Annotated in this window: 18 protein-coding genes and 1 tRNA gene; 3 read left to right on the top strand and 16 right to left on the bottom strand. The window is 72.3% G+C overall.

What is annotated here, in order from left to right:
- Positions 1 to 337 precede the first annotated feature (337 nt).
- The gene (locus ABZY31_RS03735; RefSeq protein ID WP_356404463.1) at positions 338 to 1,345 is read left to right on the top strand and encodes a hypothetical protein; all 1,008 of its coding nucleotides are present in this window, start codon (positions 338 to 340) and stop codon (positions 1,343 to 1,345) included.
- Positions 1,346 to 1,470: 125 nt separating this feature from the next.
- Here the strand turns inward: ABZY31_RS03735 and ABZY31_RS03730 are convergent, their stop codons facing one another.
- The 4 genes from ABZY31_RS03730 to ABZY31_RS03715 all read right to left on the bottom strand — a co-directional run bounded on the left by ABZY31_RS03730 (position 1,471) and on the right by ABZY31_RS03715 (position 5,659).
- Positions 1,471 to 3,255, bottom strand: coding sequence for a DEAD/DEAH box helicase (locus tag ABZY31_RS03730; RefSeq protein ID WP_356404461.1), 1,785 nt, complete (start codon positions 3,253 to 3,255; stop codon positions 1,471 to 1,473).
- A 148-nt stretch (positions 3,256 to 3,403) separates the two neighbouring features.
- Positions 3,404 to 3,823, bottom strand: coding sequence for a type II toxin-antitoxin system death-on-curing family toxin (locus ABZY31_RS03725; protein WP_356404459.1), 420 nt, complete (start codon positions 3,821 to 3,823; stop codon positions 3,404 to 3,406).
- The gene (locus tag ABZY31_RS03720; RefSeq protein ID WP_356404457.1) at positions 3,820 to 4,020 is read right to left on the bottom strand and encodes a hypothetical protein; all 201 of its coding nucleotides are present in this window, start codon (positions 4,018 to 4,020) and stop codon (positions 3,820 to 3,822) included. Before ABZY31_RS03720 ends, ABZY31_RS03725 begins: the two co-directional genes overlap by 4 nt.
- Before the next feature lie 31 nt (positions 4,021 to 4,051).
- Complete coding sequence (locus ABZY31_RS03715; protein WP_356404455.1) at positions 4,052 to 5,659, bottom strand: MFS transporter; 1,608 nt, start codon at positions 5,657 to 5,659, stop codon at positions 4,052 to 4,054.
- Between the two features lie 221 nt (positions 5,660 to 5,880).
- Between ABZY31_RS03715 and ABZY31_RS03710 the strand changes: the two genes are divergently transcribed.
- Positions 5,881 to 5,952: transfer RNA gene (locus tag ABZY31_RS03710), tRNA-Cys, on the top strand.
- Positions 5,953 to 6,030: 78 nt separating this feature from the next.
- Here ABZY31_RS03710 and ABZY31_RS03705 read toward each other — a convergent pair.
- The 12 genes from ABZY31_RS03705 to ABZY31_RS03650 all read right to left on the bottom strand — a co-directional run bounded on the left by ABZY31_RS03705 (position 6,031) and on the right by ABZY31_RS03650 (position 21,330).
- Complete coding sequence (locus tag ABZY31_RS03705; protein ID WP_356404453.1) at positions 6,031 to 6,582, bottom strand: hypothetical protein; 552 nt, start codon at positions 6,580 to 6,582, stop codon at positions 6,031 to 6,033.
- Positions 6,579 to 8,864, bottom strand: a complete 2,286-nt coding sequence (locus tag ABZY31_RS03700) for a DUF6571 family protein (protein ID WP_356404451.1) — start codon at positions 8,862 to 8,864, stop codon at positions 6,579 to 6,581. The genes ABZY31_RS03705 and ABZY31_RS03700 overlap by 4 nt, the downstream gene beginning before the upstream one ends.
- Before the next feature lie 33 nt (positions 8,865 to 8,897).
- Positions 8,898 to 9,311: a hypothetical protein gene (locus tag ABZY31_RS03695; RefSeq protein ID WP_356404450.1), complete on the bottom strand. Its 414-nt coding sequence runs from the start codon at positions 9,309 to 9,311 to the stop codon at positions 8,898 to 8,900.
- A gap of 14 nt (positions 9,312 to 9,325) precedes the next feature.
- Positions 9,326 to 10,423 carry a type VII secretion-associated serine protease mycosin gene (gene mycP, locus ABZY31_RS03690; RefSeq protein ID WP_356404448.1) on the bottom strand — a complete coding sequence of 366 codons (1,098 nt, stop codon included), beginning with the start codon at positions 10,421 to 10,423 and terminating at the stop codon, positions 9,326 to 9,328.
- 111 nt (positions 10,424 to 10,534) lie between these two features.
- A complete protein-coding gene (locus tag ABZY31_RS03685; protein WP_356404446.1) occupies positions 10,535 to 12,046 on the bottom strand; it encodes a hypothetical protein in 1,512 nt (503 codons plus the stop codon).
- Positions 12,046 to 12,582 carry a hypothetical protein gene (locus ABZY31_RS03680; RefSeq protein WP_356404444.1) on the bottom strand — a complete coding sequence of 179 codons (537 nt, stop codon included), beginning with the start codon at positions 12,580 to 12,582 and terminating at the stop codon, positions 12,046 to 12,048. The genes ABZY31_RS03685 and ABZY31_RS03680 overlap by 1 nt, the downstream gene beginning before the upstream one ends.
- Positions 12,583 to 12,768: 186 nt before the next feature.
- Positions 12,769 to 15,045, bottom strand: a complete 2,277-nt coding sequence (locus tag ABZY31_RS03675; RefSeq protein WP_356404846.1) for a xanthine dehydrogenase family protein molybdopterin-binding subunit — start codon at positions 15,043 to 15,045, stop codon at positions 12,769 to 12,771.
- Positions 15,046 to 15,143: 98 nt separating this feature from the next.
- Entirely contained in the window at positions 15,144 to 17,396 is a 2,253-nt protein-coding gene (locus ABZY31_RS03670; RefSeq protein WP_356404442.1) for a (2Fe-2S)-binding protein, read from the bottom strand.
- On the bottom strand, positions 17,393 to 18,280 hold the full coding sequence (locus ABZY31_RS03665; RefSeq protein ID WP_356404844.1) for an FAD binding domain-containing protein: 888 nt from the start codon (positions 18,278 to 18,280) through the stop codon (positions 17,393 to 17,395). The genes ABZY31_RS03670 and ABZY31_RS03665 overlap by 4 nt, the downstream gene beginning before the upstream one ends.
- 258 nt (positions 18,281 to 18,538) lie before the next feature.
- On the bottom strand, positions 18,539 to 20,206 hold the full coding sequence (locus ABZY31_RS03660) for a beta-N-acetylhexosaminidase (protein ID WP_356404440.1): 1,668 nt from the start codon (positions 20,204 to 20,206) through the stop codon (positions 18,539 to 18,541).
- 213 nt (positions 20,207 to 20,419) lie between these two features.
- Positions 20,420 to 20,701, bottom strand: coding sequence for a DUF3039 domain-containing protein (locus ABZY31_RS03655; protein ID WP_351053399.1), 282 nt, complete (start codon positions 20,699 to 20,701; stop codon positions 20,420 to 20,422).
- Positions 20,702 to 20,730: 29 nt separating this feature from the next.
- Positions 20,731 to 21,330, bottom strand: coding sequence for a YqgE/AlgH family protein (locus ABZY31_RS03650; protein WP_356404438.1), 600 nt, complete (start codon positions 21,328 to 21,330; stop codon positions 20,731 to 20,733).
- 285 nt (positions 21,331 to 21,615) lie between these two features.
- On the opposite strand from ABZY31_RS03650, the gene murA reads away from it, so the two are divergent.
- Positions 21,616 to 22,962 (top strand): UDP-N-acetylglucosamine 1-carboxyvinyltransferase, encoded by a 1,347-nt coding sequence (gene murA / locus ABZY31_RS03645; protein ID WP_351053395.1) that lies wholly within the window; start codon positions 21,616 to 21,618, stop codon positions 22,960 to 22,962.
- Positions 22,963 to 23,085: the final 123 nt, after the last annotated feature.

Here is a 23,085-nt window from a genome sequence, read left to right as displayed (position 1 = left end):
GGTGACTCTCGCGGGGTGGAGCGCTGCCGTATCCCTTAGGCGACGCACGGAGAGGCCGCCGGTACAGACCATGGCACCGGCTGCGCTCCCGCGGCGGCGTTGCCACGGGGCGTTCATTGCGGGGACAGTAGCGACCGGGTCCGCTCAGCGGAAGGGCTCGTCCAGAATCCGGGCGCGTGCTACCCGTATGTGCCGTTTCGCTCCGCGCCCCTGTGTCATTTCGTGACCTGCCCCGGCATAAAAGCAGTTTAAAGAGCCATTAGTCTGAGCGCGTTCAAAAAGTTGGGGGTGGTGCCGGACGAACCGTCCGGAGCCACAGGGGAGGAAGAGCACACAGATGAACCTGAAGCGCATGGCCGTCGTGGCCGCTGCGGCCGTGGTCGGCCCGACGGTCCTCATGGCCACGCCGGCGATGGCGGACGAGGCCAAGACCACCTCGGTCACGACGCCGGACACCGACCTCACGAAGGACGACGCGGCAGCCCCGGTCAAGGCCGAGACCCCGGCTCCGGCCCCGGTCAGCGACGCCAAGCCCGCACCGGCTCCGGTCGTCCCGGTCACGCCGGTCGGCCCGGTCACCCCGCCGGTCGTCCCGCCGGTCGCGGACAAGCCCGTACCGGCTCCGGTCCCGACCCCGGGCGACGAGGACGAGGTGGCCGCCCCCGGCCCGAAGCTCGGCCTGGTGGGCGTCCCGTCCTCCTTCAAGGCGGGCGGCGACTGGACCGGCTTCCGGGTCGCCGTCACCAACGACGGCAAGGCCCAGAAGAGCTACGTGCTCGTCCTGGCCGTCGCCGACGAGCACGCCAAGCTCAAGGCCAAGGACGTCCAGGTGCAGGTCCTGGTCAACGGCACCTGGCACAACGCCGAGATCATCTCCGAGGACGGCACCCCCGTCGCCCTGCTGACGGACGACATCAGCCTCCCGAAGGGCGCCACGAACCTGTCCGTCCGCGTCCGCTTCGGCGCGAGCGCCCCGGCCGGTGAGATCCTGTTCGCGGTTTCCGGCGGCAGCAACACCGACGAGGAGATGTGGTCGGACACGACCATCGAGTACTCGAAGATCACCCGCGGCGCCAACGGCGGTGGCAGCACCGGCGGTGACCAGGGCAACGGCAACACCGGTGGCAACACCAACAACCCGAAGCCCGACGGCGGCGCCACCACCCCGATCGTCGACCACACCACCGGCAACGGCACGGGGGCCGGCACCAACGCCGGTGGGCAGCTCGCCGAGACCGGCGCCGACGCCGCCACGACCTGGGCCGTCGGCGGCGCGGGCGTGGCCCTCGCGATGGGCGCCGCCTTGGTCGCGGGCACCGGCCGCCGCCGTCGCCCGACCGCGTAACACCTGCCCGCAGGGCCGACGGAACCACCGGCCCGCAGGACAACGGGAAGGGGGCCCGTGCGCACCACGCGCACGGGCCCCCTTCGCATCTCACACCGGCACTTCCGCACCGGCACACCGCCGGGTCACCGCATCCGGGTGGCCCACTCCTGCACCTTCTTGATCCGCTCGCGCAGCTGCCCCGCCGTCGCCTCCGCGCTCGGCGGCCCCCCGCACACCCGCCGCAGCTCGGTGTGGATGACCCCGTGCGGCTTGCCGCTCTGGTGGACGTACGCGCCCACCATCGTGTTCAGCGACTTGCGCAGCTCCAGCAGCTCCTTGTGCGACACGACGGGCCGCCGGTCGGCCGGCAGCTCCAGCAGGTCGGCCTCCGCGTCCGGCTTGCGGCGGCTGTGCGCGATCTGCCGGGCCTGGCGCTTGTGCAGCAGGAGCTGGACCTGGTCCGGCTCCAGCAGCCCGGGAATGCCCAGGTAGTCCTGCTCCTCCTCGCTGCCGGGGTGCGCCTGCATCCCGAACTCGGCGCCGTCGAAGAGCACCCGGTCGAAGACGGCGTCGGACTCCAGCGCCTCGAAGGACATCTGCTCCTCGTCGCCGGTGTCCTCGTCCTCCTGCCGGTTCGCCTCGTCCATCTCCTTCTCGGACTCGGCGTAGGGGTCTTCCTCCCCCTGCTTCTTCGGCTTGTCGAGGACGTGGTCGCGCTCGACCTCCATCTCGTTGGCGAAGCCGAGGAGGTAGGGGATCGTGGGAAGGAACACCGACGCGGTCTCGCCGCGCCTGCGCGATCGCACGAAACGGCCGACGGCCTGGGCGAAGAACAGCGGGGTGGAGATCGTCGTCGCGTACACGCCGACGGCGAGCCGCGGGACGTCGACGCCCTCGGACACCATCCGGACCGCGACCATCCAGCGGCTGCCGTCCTCGCTGAAGGTGTCGATCCGCTTGGAGGCGCCCGTGTCGTCGGAGAGGACGACGGTGGCCTTGGTCCCGGTGATCTCCCGGATCAGCTTGGCGTACGCCCGAGCCGAGTCCTGGTCCGCGGCGATCACCAGCCCGCCCGCGTCCGGGATGCCCTTCCTGACCTCGGTGAGCCGCTGGTCGGCGGCGCGCAGCACGTTCGGCATCCAGTCGCCGCGCGGGTCCAGCGCGGTGCGCCAGGCCTGCGAGATGGCGTCCTTGGTCATCGGCTCGCCGAGCCGGGCCGCGATCTCGTCGCCCGCCTTGGTCCGCCAGCGCATGTTGCCGCTGTAGGACATGAAGATCACGGGCCGCACCACGCCGTCGGCGAGCGCGTTGCCGTAGCCGTAGGTGTAGTCCGCCGAGGAGCGCCGGATCCCGTCGTTGCCCTCCTCGTACGTGACGAAGGGGATCGGGTTCGTGTCGGAGCGGAACGGCGTACCGGTCAGCGCGAGCCGCCGGGTCGCCGGGTCGAAGGCCTCCAGGCAGGCCTCGCCCCAGGACTTCGAGTCACCGGCGTGGTGGATCTCGTCGAGGATCACCAGGGTCTTGCGCTGCTCGCACCGGTTGCGGTGCAGCATCGGCCGTACGCCGACACCCGCGTAGGTGACGGCGACCCCGTGGTAGTCCTTGCTCAGCGGGCCCGCCGAGTAGTCGGGGTCGAGCCGGATCCCTATCCGGGCCGCCGCTTCCGCCCACTGCTTCTTCAGGTGCTCGGTGGGCGCGACGACGGTCACCTGCTGCACGACGTGGTGGTGCAGCAGCCAGGAGGCCAGGGTCAGCGCGAAGGTGGTCTTGCCGGCGCCGGGGGTCGCGACGGCCATGAAGTCGCGCGGCTGGGTTTCGAGGTATCGGTTGAGCGCACCCTCCTGCCAGGCACGCAGTTTGCTTGCGGTGCCCCACGGCGCGCGGCCGGGGAAGGCGGGTGAGAGGTGGTGGGAGGCGGTAGTAGTCACGGTCTCCGGTTCGGGCTCTCGGTGGCGTACTGACGGGCAGCGGTACGGGCGGCGGGCAGTCGTACGGAGGACAACCGGGCCACCCTACCGGCCCCGGCCGCGGCCCGCGGAAGGGACGGGGCCGTGACCTCGGCGGGTGCGGCGAGCGTCACACCCGAGCGGCGAGCCCGCGCAGCCGGTCCGCGATCCGCCCGCTGTCCCCCTCCGCGCCGCTGGCCACGTCGATGACCAGGCGGTACGCCGCCTCCTGGTCGGCGTCTGCGAGATCGACCCCGTTCACGGCGAGGAAGGTGGCGGCCGCGAGCCACGCGGTCCGCTTGTTCCCGTCGACCAGGGGGTGGTTCGCGGCGATCCCGTGGAGCAGCACGGCGGCCTGCTCGTACGGGTCCGTGTAGGCGGGGGTGCCGAACATGCGTGCCCGCGGCCGGTGCACGGCGGACTCCAGCAGTCCGGGGGCGCGCACCTCCACGGGCTGGTCCCGGGCCGCGCAGGCGTGCCGCGCCAGGTCGCCCACCTCGGCGAGCGTGAGGTGCCGCGTCCCGGACCGCTCCCCTCCCCCGGCGCTCATGCGCCGAGCCGCTTCAGCAGCGGGGCGTGGCGCACGGCCAGGCGCCCGGCGGCTTCGGCCACGCCGTCGCGCTCCCGGCGCAGGTACGCCCGTACCGCTTCGAGGGCGCACTCCTCGGGCGTACGGCCGCACGCGTCGGCCAGGTCGGCCAGCTCGGCGCGCTCCGCCTCCGGCAGGCTGATGATCAGCTCGTTCATCGGGGAAGCGTAGCCGCGCGTCCGGCGGGCCTCAGCCGGTTTTCGCGGCGGGGGCGTGGGCGGACGCGGGGGCCGTGCCGGCCGGGGGGCCGGTGACGCGCGTCGCGACCCAGGCGCCCGCCAGGGCCACCACGGCCATGGGCAGGAAGACGGCGACGAAGGCGGCGGGGTGGGAGGCCCCGGCCGCGGACCCGGCGGCTCCGGTCACGGCGTGCGCCGCCCCCACCGCTCCCCCGCCCAGCGCGGCGAAGGCGGCCCCGCCGAGGGCGAGCAGCACCACGTTGGCGAGGGCGTCGGAGATCTGCAGGGCGGCCGAATTGGCGCCCGCCTCCTCCGGCGGCGACAACTGGAGCAGCAGCACGCTGGTCGGCCCGATCACCAGCCCCATGCCGAGGCAGCCCAGGCCCCACACCAGCGCCAGCGACCAGACGGGCACCGCCTCGATCAGCACCGCGGGCGCGGCGGCGATGGAGAACGCGACCAGCAGCATCCCGCCCACCATCAGCCGCTCGCGGTGCGGCACGGCCCGCGCGGTGGACTGCACCCAGGAGCCCAGCGCCCAGGTGGCCCCGCCGAGGGCGAGCGAGAACCCGGCCAGCGTGGGACTCAGCCCGCGCTGCGTCACCAGCATCAGCGGCACGAAGCTCTCGGCGCCGATGAACGCGCCCGCCGCCACCCCGCGCAGCAGCACCACGGCGGGCAGCCCCCGCCGGGCCAGGTACGTCCCGCGCGGCAGCAGCCCCCGCACGGCGGGCACGAGCAGCGCACCACCCGCGAGGGCGGGCACGACCGAGAGCCAGCGCAGGTCCTGGGCTGCGTACTGGAGCAGCCCGGCCCCCAGCGAGATCCCGAAGGCGAGCCGGATCCGGCGCCGGTCCAGGGGCTGCGGGGCGGCGCCCTTGTCGACGGGGCCGCCCGCGGACCGGCGGATCTCCGGCAGCGCGACCAGCAGCGGGACGATCACCATGGCCGGGATCCCGAGGAACACCCAGCGCCAGCCAAGGTGCTCGGTGACGGTCCCCGAGATCAGCGGCCCGACGATGGACGGCACGACCCAGCCCGCCGCGAAGGCGGCCATGATGGCGGGGCGCAGCCGCTCGTCGTAGGCGCGGCCGACGACCACGTACAGGGCGACGATCACGAGCCCGCCCCCGAGCCCCTGCACGGCCCGGCCGAGGACGAACAGCCACATCGTGGCGGCCGTCCCGGAGAGCACCAGCCCGGCGGCGAACGCCGCGATCCCGCTGGTGAGCGCCCCGAGCGGGCCGCTGCGGTCGGACCACTGGCCGGCCAGGACCATGCCGAAGAGGCTGGTGGTGAAGTAGGAGGAGAAGGCGAAGGCGTAGAGCGCGATCCCGTCCAGCTCCCGTGCGGCGACGGGCATGGCCGTCCCGACGGCGGTGGCCTCGAACGCGATGATGAAGATGACGGAGATGATCCCGATGCTCAGCGTCCGGTGCGCGGCCCCCATGATCCCGCCGCGGGCCGTGCCGCCCGTGTCACCCGTGTCACCTGTCTCGCCCTGGGCGGCCCTCTCGGCCGTCAGGGACGTGTCGGCCCTCTCGGCCATCAGGGACGTCTCGGCCGCCGTGGCCGTCTCGGGGGCTATGTCGGGTGCACGGGGTTCGCGGGCGCTCATCGCCCCAGGGTAAGGGGCCAACCCGCCGTTCGTCCCTGTCACGACGACCGATCTTCCTCTCCGCCTCCAGCCCTAGGCCGACGGCCCGAGAGCCGCGCGGAACCGCCCCCGGGGACCGACCGCCCCTCCCGGTTGTGAACGCAGCATGGCAGTCGCGTTGCGTCCCCCCGGCACTCCTTCCCCCCGCCCCGCCCGCCCCCGTACGGTCGTCTCACCACCCCAGCCGTGTGCCCGAGTGGTTGAGGGACTCGCCTGCAAAGCGAGTTACGCCGGTTCGATTCCGGTCACGGCTTCTGCTGTGTGCGCAGCAAGCCCGAAGGGCGGCACCCCAAGCGGGGCGCCGCCCTTCGGTCATTGCCCGCTACTGCGACTCAGGCCCCGCACTTGGACTGCTGCTTGACGGCGTCAAAAAGCTTGGCGACGAGCATCGTGAAGTGCGGGCGGCGCTCTTCGGGCTTCATCTTGTCCACGTCACCCGTGACCTGCACTTGGAGCGCGAACTCATCTTTGGGGCCCTTGCAATCGACGCGTACCAAACCAACCGTGTCGTCCACGATCGCTTCGTCGCCGATGCTGAGTGGATCCGCAGTCGGGTAGAGCGTCTCGCGGTGCCAGAAGAAACTCTGCCCCAACGGCTGCCTCGTTGCGGAAGCCTGAAAGTGGTTCGTACCGGCAGCGACGGTACACGTCACCGTTCTACGAACCGACGACAGTTCGGCGTCCGGGGGGCCGGACACGCGCACCTTCTCGGCGTTTCCCAAAAACGGCGCCAGATCGGAACGTGTGAAGACGCCGAAACAGGTCCGGTCCTCCAGCAGCCGGGCGGCCGGCTTCGCCTCCTCGGCACAACCGGTTAGCACCATGACCACGGCCGCCCCGATGCAAAGCAGGGGGGTGGGGCGCCTCTCCCAAATGGAGATCACGACTTCGACTCCGGCGGTTTGATCCCACGTCCGGTCGCGTGGGCATTCACGGTTTCCGTCGAAGCCACACCAGCCAGGGCATCAACGGTCCGCTGGCTCATTCCGGAATCCTCTAGTGCCTTACGGACTGATTGCGCTGCCGACTCACCTGCCGCGCGTTGGGCGATCCTGTAATCAACAAGAGCCTTGTGGTCGGCCTTGTCGGTTTTGATCCCCTGATCCTTGTCCGCCCGCTCGACCATGCTCGCCTCCTGATCTTCCTGGAACCACTCCAGGAGGTCTCCGGCCAGTGGCACCATCTCCACGTACTTGCCCCCCGCGGCGCTGATGCCCCGGTTGAGCCACTTGGCGTTGTCCTCGACTCCCTTGACATATTCCTCGTGCGCATGGGCGTTCGTGGCGAATGTTCCCTGCGCCCTGGCCTCGGAAAGGATGCCCGCGATCTGACCTCCGGGGTTCACAGCAGCTGCGATACCGGCGTCCAGGTACCCGATGTCGTACTGATGACGGTGCGCGATGACATCGGTGATCAATGCGGTCGTGAACACGCGCTGGGCATTGGTCATCGCGCCGTACGCGTCCGGATCCTGGGCCACCACGCCGATGAAAGCGGCCATGTCGGTCGTGTCGAACACGGCCCGCACGCCATTGGTAATGATGATTTTGCTGGCGTTCTCAGCGGAGGCCTGAATGTCTGGCATGTATTCGGCGGCCATCTGGCCGAAGTGGCCTGACAGGCCGCTCAGCGGGCCGTCCTCACCTGGCTGCTCCATCACCAGCTTCGGGGTGCCGCCGATTTTCGCGACCACCCGCTCCATGACCGCACTCATGTCCTTCGTGTGCTCGACCGGTTTCGCGTCCTCGTCGCCCGCCACCCGGCCCGAGACCGCTGCCTCCAGGGCGTTGCCCAGGGCTTCCTGGCCCGGGTGGGGTTCGCCGGTCTGCGTGATGTCGAAGGCATCGTCGTACGGCTTCTTGTCGAGCATGTAGTCGACCATGCCCTGGGGCTTGCCGTGCTGCCCGCTGACCGCCTTGTCGGCCGTGGTCACGATGCCGTCGCCGTTGCTGTCCTGGCGGACCGGTTCGTTGAAGAGGGCCGTCGCGGCGTCCGGGTTGTTGCCGAGGGCCTCCATCAGGCCCGTCAGGGGGTGGAAGCCCCGGCCGCCCTCGGCTCCGTGGTTCAGGATCGCGTTCAGGTTCATCTGGGAGGTCTGTTCCCAGAGCTTCGGGTTCTTGTTGTCCATCGCGATCATGTCGCGACCGACCGACGTCAGGAACTCCTTGTCGTACTCGCCCTCGCGCAGCAGCGACCCGAGCGCCTGGTAGCCGTAGACCTTCTGCAGGAGGCCGACGTCCATCTCCTTGCGCCCGGCCTTCATCAGCTGCGTCGTCCACGCCGCGTCGAGGTGGTTCGGTACGTCCTTGTGCGTGGCCAGGCCCAGCATGGAGCCCAGTTCGCTCTGGATGTTGCCGACCAGGGCGGTGCGGTCCGCGCCCGTGGGGCCGAGCATGCTGGAGTCCAGGGACATCGACGCGTACATCTTGAGCGTGTCGTCCGGTCCCACCGTGCGGTAGAAGCCGGTGGCGAACTCCGGGTCCGCGCGGTTGTCGTCGAGCAGGTCCTCCAGCTCGCGCAGCGCCTCGAGGTTCCGGGCGGTACCGCCCGGGCCGGTCACCTTCTTCATCAGAGCAGCCGCACGGTCGACCTGTTCGGCGTCCAGGGTCGTGTACTTCGGTGCGGTGAAGTCGTGGTCGTCCGTGACGTTGGCCTGGAGCACCCGCGCCAGCGAGTCGTCGGCGTCCGCGCAGTCCTCGACCGCGCGGTCGATCCGCGCCTGCCAGGCGTCACGTTGCTCGCGCACCAGCTGCTGGTAGTCGGGGTCGTGCCGGGCGGCGTTGCGCTCCTTCGCGTCCGCGATCGGTACGGGCGTCACGCGGCCCGTGGCGTCGACCTGGTAGCCGGCCGCCGGGGCCTCCACGTCCACAAGCTTCTTGAGCTGGTCCCGGGCCGCCTTGATGGTGGCGTGCCCGTCCGCCAGCACGAGGTGGATGCCCTTGGCCTCCTTGGCCGCGTCGTCGAACTCCTTCGCGGTCTTGGCCACGAACGGTTTCGTCACGTCCGCGTTGGCACCCTTCCAGTCGGCCTTGTCGGACTTGGCCCGCATGCCGGTACGGGCCGACTCCGCCAGCTCCGCCAGTTTCGTGGCCATCGCGCCCCAGTCCTGGACGGCGGTCTGGAGCTTCTCCAGGGGAGCGTTCATCACGTTCTCGAACGTCAGCACGTGCCTGCGATGCCTTCCTACGGGCCTGGCGGCCTACTTGAGGTACTCGTTGACCTTCGACGCCGACAGGGTGGCCACGAGGTCCGCCTCTTCCTTGGCGTGGGAGGCCACGGTGTAGTCGAGGTGGTTGGAGATGTTCGCGCAGGCCGCCACGAGCACCTTCAGCTGGGAACTCCAGCGGTCGTGCACCTTGAGCAGGGCCGCGCCGCTGGTGAAGTTGCGGTTGGTGAGGGCGATCGACGCGTCGAAGGTGGCCACGCGGGCGTGGTCGCCTTCGCGCGAGAGCCGCTCGTGCAGGACGTACGCGTCGCTGCCGACCGCGCCGAGGGCGTCATCGGCGATGCTCAGGTCCGCCCCGCCGGCGGGGCCGCCGGGTCCGGGTGCGGCGGGGACGTGGTTGAGGCGCACCGCGGCGCGCGCGGAGGACCACTCCTGTTCGAAGGACATCCGGTCCGGTGCTCCTAGGGTCGGCGGTTGCGGCGTACGACGACGGCGGTGACGGCGCCGCCTATCACCAGGCACGCGCCCAGCCCCAGGGCGATCCAGGTCACGGCCCCGAGGCCGCCGCCGGCTTCCGCAGCCTCGGGGACGCGGGTGGCCTTCTCGGGCGTCTTGCCGTCGGTGGAGGCCGAGGGGGCGGAGGAGGGCGTCGCCTTGCCCTTCGCCTCGGCGGCGGCCAGGTCGGGCAGCGGGTAGACGTTGGCCGGCCCGGGGTCGCCGGGGGCGGCGAGCGCGATGCGGGGGCGGACGACGCCGTAGCCGATGTAGTCGTTGCGCTCGACGCCGTCGCGGGGCTTGCCGGAGGTGTTGAGGAGGACGCGGAGGACCTGGTTGTTGGTCCAGTCGGGGTGGGCGGACCAGATGAGGGCGGCGGAGGCGGAGGCTAGGGCGGTGGCGTCGCTGGTGCCGCTGGTCTTGCACACGCCGGTCTTTCCACCGCAACCCGAAACGATGTCGTCTCCGGGTGCGGAGATGTCGACTTGGGCGCCGTACTGGGACATCTTGCTCGCTTCGGCGCTCTTGTCGACCGACCCCACACCTACCACGCCGGGTGTGCCCGCTGGGTAGTCCACCCCATGCGAACCGTCGTTGCCCACGGCGGCAAAGATCAATTTCCCCTTACCCAGCGCGTATCTCACAGCCTCTTGGAGCTCTGCTGTGTCGCCGACACCGGACATGGAGATGTTCATGATCTTGGCTTCCGAATCAGCGGCATACCGGATGCCTTTGATAAAGCCCTCGTGCTGGGACTCCCCACCGCCGCCCTGCGAAATGCGGATCGGGAGGATCTTTGCTCCGGGTGCAAGGCCGTAGGACCCGTCACCGCCGGGACCCTTGCCCGTACCGGCGATGATCGCAGCCATCGTGGTGCCGTGACCGTTGTAGTCGTCACGCTCATCCCCACTGGAAAGGCGGGCGTAGTTGGTGCCCGGCAGCACTTGTCCAGCCAACTCGGGAATGTCACCGACACCACCGTCAATCACCGCAACGGTGACACCCTTGCCGGTGCTGACCTTCCACATCTCATCAGCGTGCATCGAGTCGAGATGCCATTGCATGGACCGGATGGTCTCCGCGTGAGCCGGAGTCGCGGCGACTCCGGCCAGCAGGAGGCCCATCAGGACCGACGTAACTCTCCGCATGCGCATCTCGTGCAGTGTCCCGTTCGCTCAGTCGATCACCGGCGGGACAACACGACGGTTGCCCTGCCAGGTCTCTTCGTCCTCGGCCAGGTAGTCCGGGCGTTCGCCCGACTGGTCGTTGCGCTTCTTGCCACCCGTCCGGGCGCCCGCACCACCGTGGCCCATGGCGCCACCGACACCGCCGGCCGCACCACCGCCCTGGTTTCGCACGAGACCGGAGCCGCCCTGGGTGAACGGCTTTCCGCCCGTCGTCGAACGGCCACCCGCACCCGGCTGGCGGCCACCGACCACGCCACCCGGCTCGCTGGCGAGCCGACGTCCGGCGGCCGAGCTGCCCTGGCCGCCGACACCACCCGTACCACCGGCACCGGCCATGCCACCGGCCATACCGCGGCCGGTCATGCCGCCTTCATTGCCGATGACCGTGCCGCGCGGGATCGAGGACTTCGGTCCGCTCGCGGAAACCGGACGGCCACCTGTGATGCCGGCTTCCCGCGGCGGAAGACCCGCGATACCGCCGACCTTGCCGCCGGGGCCTGAGGTGTTCGGGAAACCGCCACCGGGGCCCACGCCGCTGATCGGAGAGCGACCGCCCCCTGCTCCACCGATGCCGTTACCAGGCGATTTCATTCCGCCGATCGGCGGCAGCGTCAGGGGCGGGAGGGAACCTGCGGGGCCAACACCGGTAGGACCGCCCGGGCCTACGCCTGTAGGCACTCCCGGAAGCTGGGTGCCCGGCCTGTCCGGCAGGGTCCCGACCGTGTTCAGGTCCACGTTCACATCGCGGTCCGGCACGGTGGGTACGTGCGTCTGCCCAGAGTCAGGCGCCGGCTTCGACGGCAACGTGTTGTCCTGAACCTGCTGGTGGGTGGCCACGTGCCCCTTGTCGGAAGAGGACTCCGTGCTGCCTCGCTCAGATGGAACGTAAGCGTCTCCGGTGGACCCGGTACGCGACGTATCACTGCCCGGCCGCTGGATATCAACGGAGTAGCCACTACGGTCGCCCGTCGGGACGAAACTAGCCGGCGGCGGCGGAAACGTAGGCGGCACCGCCGCGTTCATCTGCGTCGTCGACGCCTCGTACGACTGCGCCAGCTTCGTCATCTGCTGGACAGCCTCTTGGTGGTCGCCGCTCAGCTTCGTGAACGCCTTCTGGCCGATCTCCCGCGAGTCAGGGTCGTTGTGGTACTTCTTCGCCGCCTCGTAGTTGTCCGCCGCCGCCGCGTCGTACTTCGGCATGCTCGCCTTGACCTCGACGATCGTCTGCGCCGCCTGGATCATCCACTTGCCGCCGGTCTTGCTGTAGTCCCCCAGCTTCAGCGTCGAGTTTCCCGCGGTGTTGACCCACTCCTCGAAGTCTCGGGCGGCCTTGCCCTCCCAGCCTGCGACCCGGTAGTTCTTGAGGTCGTTGCCGATTTTCGTGATCGTGTCCGCGGCCGTCTGCAGCAGCTCACCACGCGACTTCACCGTCTCCGCGTTGACAGGAGCCAGCATCGCCAAAAGTTCCTGGTGCGAGTGGCCCTCGAAATTGGTCGCCATTACATCCCACCCCCCGCGGTGCTTCCGTTGCCGTTGTCCGGGTGACCCTGAGCGGCCGCGGTCGCCTTGTCGTGCTCCGCCTTGTGACTGTCCAGCTTCGGGTCGTACCAGCCCTGCGCTTCGGCGTTCAGCTTGCGCATCCGCTGCTTGATGTCGTCGTCGATGTTCTCGTAGCCCACGCGCGAGGCCTCCACCGCGATACCGAGCGCCTCGATCTGGACGCCCAGCGCCTTCGAGAGGGTCTCCAGCTCGCCGCGGACCTTGTTGTACGCCGTGTAGAGGCCGTCCGCCTCCGGGAAGCCGTGGCCGAGGTCGGTCTTGCCGAGGGTGCCGTCCGCGATCTTGCCGTGGTCGGCCGGCGAGTCCTTCAGCTGCTCAAGGAGCGCGTCCACCCGCTGCTTGTATTTGGTCATCGACTCGTGCTCGACGAACAGCGCCGGCGCCTGATTGGCGATCATCACCTGGTTCGCGACGAGTACCGCCGGTCCGATACCAGGCATCATCGCGATCACATTCTTGTCAACGTCCTCTGCCACGTTGGCTCCCCGACTCCCCGTATCCCCGTTGTCCCCGTGATTCCCCGTCGGAGCGGCGTTTCCACCGCCCCCCGTCCGCGGCCTCCGCGCCGAACCCGGCGCGCGTACGCAGACGTACAGATCACTCTAGCGACCGGCACCGACACACCCAAGTCCGGGGTTGCAGGTGCAATGCGGGTCACACGGTCACGAGTTGGGCACCGCGACCGCCGCCGATGGCCGGATCGGGAGCCTGTTGACCGGGCGGCCCGTTGCCGCGCGTACTGCCGAGGCTACCGCCGCGGGCGCCGTCACCACAGGGACCGCGCTCGCCGCCTTCGCGCCGAAGGGCGCCACGACGTCCCGCTCCTCCACCAGTTTCACGATCCGCACGGTCGGCGCGTCCAGCGCCGTCGGCAGGGCGTAGCCCGTCAGGTCGGGGTGGCGGATGAGGCCGGCGGCCGAGCGCAGGTTCTCCGTCAGGGCCGCGCCCACGCCCTGGGTGACGCCCGCCTCGATCCGGGCCTCCAGCTGGCGGGGGTTGAGGATCCGGCCGACGTCCTGGGCCACGGCCAGCTCGACCACGCGCACCGAACCCAGCTCGATGTCCACGTCGACCACCGCGCGGATCGCGCAGAACGCGAGCCCCACGAACGCGTCGCCCTGCCCGTCCGCGTCCAGCGGTTCCGTCGGGTGGGGCCGGCACTGGGCCGTCGCCCAGAGCTCCTTGCCCTCCATGGCCTCGGCGACCGTGGTGGAGAACGCGCCGTCGTACGACGTGATCCGGCCATCCGTGATCTGGAGCAGCTCCGTGGACATGCCGAGCTTGTGGGCCATCGGCTGGAGCAGCTGCGTACGGACCATCTTGGCCGCCCGCTCCACCGCCCCGCCCGACACCCACGTGTGGCGGCCGTGCGCCGACGCCCCGGCGGGCGGCTGGTCGGTGTCGACCGGAGCGGTCACCACCTCGTCCACGCCCAGCACTTCCTGCACGATCTGGCGGGCCAGCGTGGCGAAGCCCTGGCCGGTGTCGACGGCCGCGCAGATCACCGTCGCGACGCCGTTCTGCACCTTCACGGTGGCGGTGGACACCTCGTCGGTGCCCTCCGCGCCGAGCATGTGGACCATGCCCACGCCGTACCCGACGCCGCGCCGCACCGCGCCCGGTTCGCCCGCGCCCTCCGGACCGCCGGGCAGCAGCCACTCCTCCTCGGGCGTGTCCATGGGCAGCGGCGGCAGCTCGAAGTCGCGCACCGCGCGCAGCAGTTCGGCGACGGGCGCCGGACAGGTGACGGTCTGCCCGGTGGGCAGCAGATCGCCGGTGGCCAGGACGTTGCGCATCCGCAGTTCGGCGCCGTCGATGCCGAGGGCGGCCGCGAGCTTGTCCATCTGGCCCTCGTACGCCGCGCACACCTGCATGGCGCCCTCGCCGCGGACGTGGCCCGACGGCGGGTTGTTGGTGCGCACGGCCCAGCCCTCGACGAAGGCGTGCGGGACGACGTACGGGCCGCACGCGAAGGCGACGGCGGCGGCGAGCGACTCCGACGAGGAGTCCGCGTAGGCCCCCGCGTCCATCAGGATCTGCGCCTCCACCTTGACCAGCCGGCCCTCCGCGTCCGCGTGGTGGCGGTAGCGCAGCAGGGTCGGGTGCCGGTGGGCGTGCCCGAGGAAGGACTCTTCGCGGGTGGCGGCCAGTTTGACGGGGCAGCCGGTGCGCAGCGCGAGGAGCCCCAGCGGGAGCTGGAACGCGGGGTCCTCGCGGTCGGCGGTGGCGCCGGGGACGCCGGTGACGACGACCTTGACCCGCTCGGGTTCGAGGCCGAAGCAGGCGGCGGCGAGGTCGCGGTCGGTGTGCGGGTCGGTGGAGGCGGTGTAGAGCTCGACGCCGCCGTCGGGGCGCGGCACGGCGAGCCCGGCCTCGGCGCCGATGGGGGCGGGGTCCTGGCGGCCGATCCGGTACAGGCCCTCGACGACGACCTCGCCGACCGCTTCCGGATCGCCGTAACGCAGCGGGATGTGCCGGATCAGGTTGCCGTCGGGGTGCAGGGGCGGCGCGCCGAAGGAGTGCTCGGGGTCGGTGACCGCGTCCAGCAGCTCGTACTCGACCGCGATCGCGGCGGCCGCCAGGCGGGCCGTGTCGGGGTGGTCGGCGGCCACGGCGGCGATGGCCTCGCCGTGGTGGCGGACCAGGTCGTGGGCGAAGACCGGGCGGTCGGCGATGCGGCGGCCGTGGGTGGTGGAGCCGGGGACGTCGGCGTGGGTGACCACGGCCCGTACGCCCGGCATCGCGACGGCGGCCGAGGTGTCGATGGAGCGGATCCGGGCGTGGGCGTGCGGGGAGCGCAGGACGGCGGCCCAGAGCAGGCCCTCGGCCCACAGGTCGGCCGCGTAGGGGAAGGTGCCCTCGGACTTGGCGCGGGCGTCGGCGGCCGGGACGGACGCGCCGATTCCGCGCAGCGCCTCGGGTTCGGCGGCCTCGGCCATCGCCGTGATGGAGAACGATCCGGTGGCGGGTCCGGTTCCCGGGCCCGTGCCCGCCGCTCCCGCGGCCGGTCCCGTCGCCGTCGCCGCGTCGTGCCCGCTCACGCCATGCCTCCGTGCTGGTGGTCCGGGTGGATGCCGCCCTCGCCGGGCGCCGCCTGGTGCGGGATGCGCGCTTCCGCGCCGCCCTGGGCGTCGCCGTGCGGGCCGGCCGCCGCGGCCTCGGCGGCGGCCTCGCGCTCGGCGACGACCTCGCCGACGGCGTCGATGACGCCGCGGTAGCCGGAGCACCGGCAGAGGTTGCCGCACAGGGCCTGGCGGGTCTCCAGCTCGCTGGGGGCGTGGTTGCCCTCCAGCAGGTCGTGGATCGTCATGGCCATGCCCGGTACGCAGAATCCGCACTGGACGGCTCCGGACCGGCACAGCGCCTGCTGCACGTCGGAGAGCTCGCCGTCCGTGGCCAGCCCCTCGACCGTGCGGACCTCGCTGCTCGCGGCGGTCGCGGCGGGCACCAGGCAGGAGGCGACCAGTCGGCCGTCGACCTGCACCGCGCAGGCGCCGCACTCGCCCTGCGAGCAGCCGTCCTTGGCCCCGGCGAGCCCGAGCCGCTCGCGCAGCACGTAGAGCAGCGACTCACCGATCCAGGCGCCGGTGACGGGCCGGTCGGCGCCGTTGACGCGCAGCACGTAGGAGGCGAGGGGGTGCTCCTCGTGTACCGGAAGCGGCGCCTCCGCAAGAACGGGCACCTCCGCTTCCACCGGAGCCGGAACCGGAGGAACCGGAACCACCGGATCCACAGGCGCCGAAGCCGAGCCCGCCTCCGGACCGGCCTCCGGACCCGCCCCGGAAGCCTCCGCAGAGCCCCCCGTCCCTTCACCCCCGTCGTACGCCGCCCACTCGTCCGGGACGTCCGCCGCGTCCCCGTCCCCGGAGGCCGTACCGGTTTCCCGGTGCTCCCCCTCGGCCCCGCCCGGCGCGCCGTCCGCTCCGGCGAAGCCCGGGGTCCGCTCCGGCGCCGCGGGGTCCGCGGCCGGGTGCGGGCGCTCCGAGGCCACCGGGGCCGCGGCGGCGCCGTGCGCGGCGTCGATGTCCGGGGCCCCCTGCGGCGCCCCCTCGCCGTGCGCGGCGTGGTCGAAGTGGTCCGGGTGTTCGAGGTGCCGCAGGTGCTCCGGGAGCGGTGTGCCCACGCCGGGGCCGCCGATGACCCGCGGCCCGTACGGCAGCGGTGCGGGCGTGCCCACGCCGGGGCCGCCCAGCACCCGGCGCCCCGACCCGTCGCCGGTGTCGGGGCCGAGGTCCGGGCCGACGGCGGGCAGCACGCCCGCGCTCATGGTCTGCTCGGGGTCCAGGGCGCCGAAGGCGTCGAAGGCGCTCGGGGTTCCCTGCGCACCCGCAATCGCACCGGCACCGGCGCTGTCACCGGAGTCGGCACCGGCCTCCGCACCGGACTCGGCGGGCTGCTCGGCAAACCCCTCCGCGGCGGTGTGCCCGTGTCCGGGCTGGGTGGCCCAGGGGGCCGCGGCGCCGCCCGGCAGGGTGGCCGGGGCCCGGCTCCAGTCCGCCTCCGGACCGCCGCCGTGGCGGAACTCGCCGGACTCCCGGGGCAGTTCCCCGTCCACGACGGGCACCGCCCACTGACCGGTCTGCCCGCCGTGCGTGCCGTGAGTGTCCTGCGAGCCGTGCGCGTCCTGCTGGCCGTGAGTGTCCTGCGAGCCGTGCGTGTCCTGCGTGCTCAGCGCGAACTGGCCGGTGTGCCCGCTCTGGTCGCCACCGGCCGCGTGCCCGTTCCCGTGCGCGTACGGGTCGTCGAGGTTCTCCGCGGTCTCCGGGAAGCGCCATTCGGCGGTCGACGCGGATTCGTGCCCGTACTCGTAGGCGTGCTCGTACCCCGGAGCCGCACCGGTGCCGGCCGCGCCGTCGCCACCGAAGCCCTGGTCCGTCTCCCCCTGGAGCGAGGCGATCGCCGACGCGGGCATCGGGATGACCGCCGGGATCGGGCCCAGCACCGGCGCGGGGGCGCTCTGCGCCCGGGGGGCCGGTTCCGCGGGGGCCGAGCCGCCCGCCTCCGGCCACCGCACGGGCAGCGTCCAGGTCCCGGTCGCGGCCGGGTCCGTACCGGCCGAGCCCAGCGGGACGATCATCGGCGGCGGCACGAACCCGTGCCCGGGGGCCGCCAGCGGCTCCCCGGTCCCCGCCGCGCCCATCATGTCCGGGGGCAGCTGCACGAACGCCGTCGCGTCCGAGTCGTACTCCCCGCCGTGCGGCACCGGTTCCCAGCCCCACGCGGTGCCCGCGCCGTCATTGCCCGTACCGTCGTCGCCCACGCCGTCGCTCGCGTTCTCGTTCTCACTCATGAGGTCAGCGCCCTCCCCAGGGCCCTCCGTGCCAGTACCGCCACCGTGCGGCGCAGGTGCAGCACCGCCGGAGCCACCGTTTCGCCCTGGTCCGGTACGCAGGCGGCCGCGACGTACTCGCCGAAGGCCTCCAGCGCGTCCGGAGCCAGCGTGCGCTCGCCGTCCCAGTCGATCAGCGAGGCGACCCACTGCTCGGCCTCCAGCGGGCGCAGCGGCATCGGCGCGACCGCGCCCACCGCGATGCGCACGCCCCGGCGCGCAGGGTCCAGTACGAGCCCCACGGACGCCACCGCGCGCCCCGGGCCGGTGCGGCCCGTGGCCTTCAGGAACACCTGCGGCGCGTGCAGCAGGGGCACCCGGACGAAGCCGATCAGTTCACCGGGCCGCAGCATCTCGCGCCCGGCCAGCAGGTGCGAGACCGGGATCTCCCGGCGCGAACCGCCCGGGCCGACGATGACGAGGACCGCCTCCAGCGCCGCGAGGACCGGCAGCGCGTCGCCGGTCGGGGCGGCCGTGGCGATGTTCCCGCCGAGCGTGCCCGCGTTGCGGATCTGCGGCGGCCCGGCCGCGCGTGCGGCGGCCGCCAGGGCGGGGATCAGCGCGGCGAAGTCGGGGCGGCCCATCCGCGCGTGCGTGAGCCCGGCGCCGAGGAGGGCGTGACCGTCCTGGTACTGCCAGCCGCGGATCTCGTTGATCCGGCCCAGGCCCACCAGCGCCGCGGGGCGCAGCAGCCCGGCGTTGACGGCGGCCATGAGGTCGGTGCCGCCGGCCACGGGCACGGCGGCGGGCATGGCGGCCAGCGCCGCCACGGCCTCGTCGAGCGAGGCCGGCAGCGTCACGGACTGCGTCGGCTGCGGCCCCTGAGGTGAATCCGGTGCGTGCAGTGCGTGCGGTGCGTGCGTGGTCAACCCAGCTGCCCCTTCCCGATGTCCCGGCGCTCACGCCTGTTCCGCCGTACGGTACGTGCTCACGACCGGGAGGTGGCAACTCTGGCACATCTTCCGGGGCACCCGGCGCGAGGGTCGGCCGGGCACGGCCCGCGCGGGCACCCTGCCCGGATCGCCCGTTTCCGACCCTCTCACCCGTATTCGGGGAAGAGTTACCCGAATCTCCCCCCGGCTGCGCCCGCCCCGGCCGCCGCCTCAGACGGTCGGCGGGACGCCCTCCTTGGGACGCCCGAGCACCCCGGGCCGACGCTGCCACGGCAGCGGGCCGCCCGGGGGCCGGTAGCCGACGCCGAGGGCGTCCAGGCGCGCGTAGTGGCCGCCCATGCGCTCCTCGAACTCCGCGTAGTCCCGCGCCGCCGGGTCGGGCAGCGCCGACCACACCACCTCGGCGAAGGCGGCCAGCCGCGGGAACACCTGGTAGTCCAGGCGCCCCTGGTCCTCCGTCACCTCCGTCCAGATGTTGGCCTGCGCGCCCAGCACGTGCTCCGCGGCACAGGCGGAGAGCTGCGGCGGCACCGGTTCAAAGCGGTAGACGTCCTCCAGCGTGCGCACGTACCCGATCGGCACCGGCTCGCCCGGGCCCGGCGCCTGACGGTGGTCCAGGTACACCTGCTGCTCGGGGCACATCACCACGTCGTGCCCGGCTTCGGCGGCCGCGATGCCGCCCGCGTAGCCGCGCCAGGAGGAGACGGCGGCGCCGTCCGCCAGTCCGCCCTCCAGGATCTCGTCCCAGCCGATCAGCCGCCGCCCGCGGGCGGCGAGCCAGCGGTCGAAGTGCCGGATGAACCAGGCCTGGAGGCCGTCCTCGTCCCCCACCCCCAGCTCCCGGATGCGCGCCTGCGCGGCGGGCGAGGCCGCCCACTGGGTCTTGGGGCACTCGTCCCCGCCGACGTGCACGAAGGGCGAGACCTCCGCCGGGAACAGCTCCAGCACCTCCTCGAAGACGCCCTCGTAGAAGCGCAGTACGGCGTCGGTGGGCGCGAGGACGTTCTCGTTGATCCCCCAGTCGTCCCACACGCCGAGCGCCGCCGTGTCGACGACGTCGGTGTTGCCCAGCTCCGGGTAGGCGGCGAGGGCGGCCTGCGCGTGGCCCGGCAGGTCGATCTCGGGCACCACGCGCACGTGGCGCTCGGCCGCGTAGGCGACGATCTCGCGGATGTCGTCGTGGGTGTAGAAGCCGCCGTGCGGGGTCTCGTCCCACAGCGGCGAGTCCCGGTGGCCGCGGCGCGAGCGCGGGCGCCAGGCGCCGACGGCGGTGAGCCGGGGGTGGCGCTCGATCTCGATCCGCCAGCCCTGGTCGTCCGTCAGGTGCAGGTGCAGCACGTTGAGCTTGTGGGCGGCCATCAGGTCGATGTAGCGCAGGACGCCATCCTTGGGCAGGAAGTGCCGGGCGACGTCCAGGAGCAGTCCGCGCCAGCCGAACCGGGGCGCGTCGCGGACCGTCCCGTACGGCAGGCTCCAGCGGGCCCCGGGCAGCGGCGCCCGCCGGAAGGCGTGCGGTCCGAGCAGCTGGCGCAGCGTCTGCGCGCCCCGGAACACCCCGGCGGGTGCGCCGCCGCGGATCTCGGCGCCCTCCGCGGTGACGGTCAGCTCGTACCCCTCGGGGCCCAGCTCGCGCCCGACGCCCTCGTCGACGAGGAGCCGTACGTCGGCCCGCCCGCCGGGGCCGGCGGGCGGCAGCCCCCACCCCGCGGCGGCCCCCAGCACCCCGCGCAGCCAGCGCGCGGTGCCCTGCGTACCGGGTCCGGCGGCGACGTCGGGCTCGGCCCCGAACGCGTAGCGCGCCCCGGCCGGCCCGAAGGCGGCCTCGCGGGGCGCGGGGATCAGGTCGGCGGCGGGGTCGGGTATCGGATCGCGGTCCATGCGTCAGCCCTCCACGGCGGCCGCCGCGGCGGGCGGGGCGGCACATTGCGTTGCGCTGTGCGCAACGACCGTTCCGCAGAGCGCTTGTCGGGGCCGACCCTACCCGCGCCGCGCCGCCGCGCGGGGGCGTCCGGGCACGCGAAGGGCCCCCGGGCACGCGTCGGCGCGCCCGGGGGCCCTTCCACACCTGGGGGTGGAGCGGTCAGGACGCGGTCACTTGTCCTTGCCCTTGTCCTTGTCCCCGCCGGATCCCATGGATTCGTAGATCTCCTTGCACATGGGGCAGACCGGGTACTTCTTCGGGTCGCGGCCCGGTACCCAGACCTTGCCGCAGAGCGCGACGACGGGGGTCCCGTCGAGGGCGCTCGCCATGATCTTGTCCTTCTGGACGTAATGGGCGAAGCGCTCGTGGTCGCCGTCACCGTGGGAAACCTGCGGCGTCGGCTCGACGAGGGTTCCCGTGCCAGACCCGCGCTCGGGCTCAAGAGTGCTCATACAAGCCAGGGTACTGAACGCGGGCGGCCTCAGTTCAGCGACGGGTCGTCCGGATAGGTGGCGACCATCGCGAGGTCGCTGCGCTGGCGGCGCAGCACCGCCCGCCAGAGCTGCTCGGGGACCGGGAAGGCCACGTCCCCCGGCTCGGACTCGACGACGTACCAGGCCCCCTCGCCCACCTCGTCCTCCAGCTGGCCCGGGCCCCAGCCCGAGTAGCCGGCGAAGATCCGCAGCGAGCCGAGGGCGCCGGCCAGCAGCTCCGGCGGGGCCTCCAGGTCGACCAGGCCGATCGCGCCGTGCACCCGGCGCCAGCCGATGGGGTCTCCCCCGCTCGAGCGCAGCCGAGAGTTTGGGGAAGGGCCCTCCTCGCCGGGGATGACCGCGATGCCGAGGGCGGAGTCGAGGGCGACCGGGCCGCCCTGGAAGACCACGCCGGGGGCGCCGGCCAGCGGCGCCCAGGGCTGCAGGACGTCGCCGACGCCGACCAGGGTGGGCCGGTTGAGGACCACGCCGAGGGAGCCCTGCTCGTCGTGGTCGAGCAGCAGCACCACGGCGCGGTCGAAGTTCGGGTCCGCGAGGGCGGGGGTCGCCACGAGCAACCGCCCTGTGAGGGAGGACACCTCGGTCATGCGGCCATGGTCTCGCACATTCGCCCTCCCGGGGGAGCGGACGGCGCCGACGGGTCCCGCGCAGCTCAGGACGTACGGCGCCGGACCGCGGCGGCGGTGCGGGAAACCACCGGAGCGGGCCCGGAGGCTACCCGGAAGGCGACACTCCGCTATGTGGCGTACACACTGGGTGCTGTGGCGAATTCATGACAGTCATACGGCCACGTCGGCCTTACGTACCAGGGGGTCCTGCCGCTTACCCTTTCTCCTGGCCCCCTGCCCACCCCTCTCCGGAACGCGAGATTCATGACCGGCACAGTCAGTGACGATGTACTGCTTGTCCACGGCGGTACCCCGCTCGAGGGCGAGATCCGTGTCCGCGGTGCGAAGAACCTCGTGCCGAAGGCCATGGTGGCCGCTCTGCTCGGCAGCGCCCCCAGCCGGCTCCGCAACGTTCCGGACATCCGTGACGTGCGGGTCGTGCGCGGCCTCCTCCAGCTGCACGGCGTCACCGTCCGCCCCGGCGAGGAGCCGGGCGAGCTGGTGCTCGACCCCACGTACGTCGAGAGCGCCAACGTGGCGGACATCGACGCGCACGCGGGTTCGTCGCGCATCCCGATCCTCTTCTGCGGCCCGCTGCTGCACCGCCTCGGCCACGCCTTCATCCCGGGCCTGGGCGGCTGCGACATCGGCGGCCGGCCGATCGACTTCCACTTCGACGTGCTCCGCCAGTTCGGCGCGACCATCGAGAAGCGCGAGGGCGGTCAGTACCTGGAGGCCCCGCAGCGGCTGCGCGGCTGCAAGATCCGCCTGCCCTACCCCTCGGTCGGCTCGACCGAGCAGGTGCTGCTGACGGCCGTCCTGGCCGAGGGCGTCACCGAGCTGAGCAACGCGGCCGTCGAGCCGGAGATCGAAGACCTCATCTGCGTCCTGCAGAAGATGGGCGCGATCATCTCCGTCGACACCGACCGGACCATCCGCATCACCGGTGTGGACGAGCTGGGCGGCTACAACCACAAGGCGCTCCCGGACCGCCTGGAGGCCGCCTCGTGGGCTTCCGCGGCCCTGGCGACCGGCGGCAACATCTACGTCCGCGGAGCGCAGCAGCGCTCGATGATGACGTTCCTGAACACCTTCCGCCGGGTCGGCGGCGCCTTCGAGATCGACGACGAGGGCATCCGCTTCTGGCACCCGGGCGGCCCGCTCAAGGCGATCCACCTGGAGACGGACGTCCACCCCGGTTTCCAGACCGACTGGCAGCAGCCCCTGGTGGTGGCGCTGACGCAGGCGACCGGGCTCTCCATCGTCCACGAGACGGTCTACGAGTCCCGCCTGGGCTTCACCTCCGCGCTGAACCAGATGGGCGCGCACATCCAGCTGTACCGGGAGTGCCTGGGCGGCTCCGCGTGCCGCTTCGGCCAGCGCAACTTCCTGCACTCGGCGGTCGTCTCCGGCCCCACCAAGCTGCAGGGCGCCGACCTGGTCATCCCGGACCTCCGGGGCGGCTTCTCGTACCTGATCGCGGCCCTGGCGGCCGAGGGCACTTCGCGAGTGCACGGCATCGACCTGATCAACCGCGGCTACGAGAACTTCATGGAGAAGCTCGTGGAACTGGGCGCCAAGGTCGAACTGCCGAACGGCGACCTCGTCTAGACCGTACGGGTTCCCGCGCACCCGCGGGAACGCAGCTCCGCGATGGCCGCGCGCAGCCCGTCCTGGACCGCTTTGACCGCCTCGGGGGAGACGACGAGGTCCCCGTCGCCCGCCATCAGAAGG

The organism is Streptomyces sp. NPDC006529, from assembly GCF_040611795.1.
GTDB lineage: Bacteria > Actinomycetota > Actinomycetes > Streptomycetales > Streptomycetaceae > Streptomyces.
Note: the sequence above shows the minus strand (reverse complement) of the source record. Positions and strands in the feature narration are given on the sequence as shown.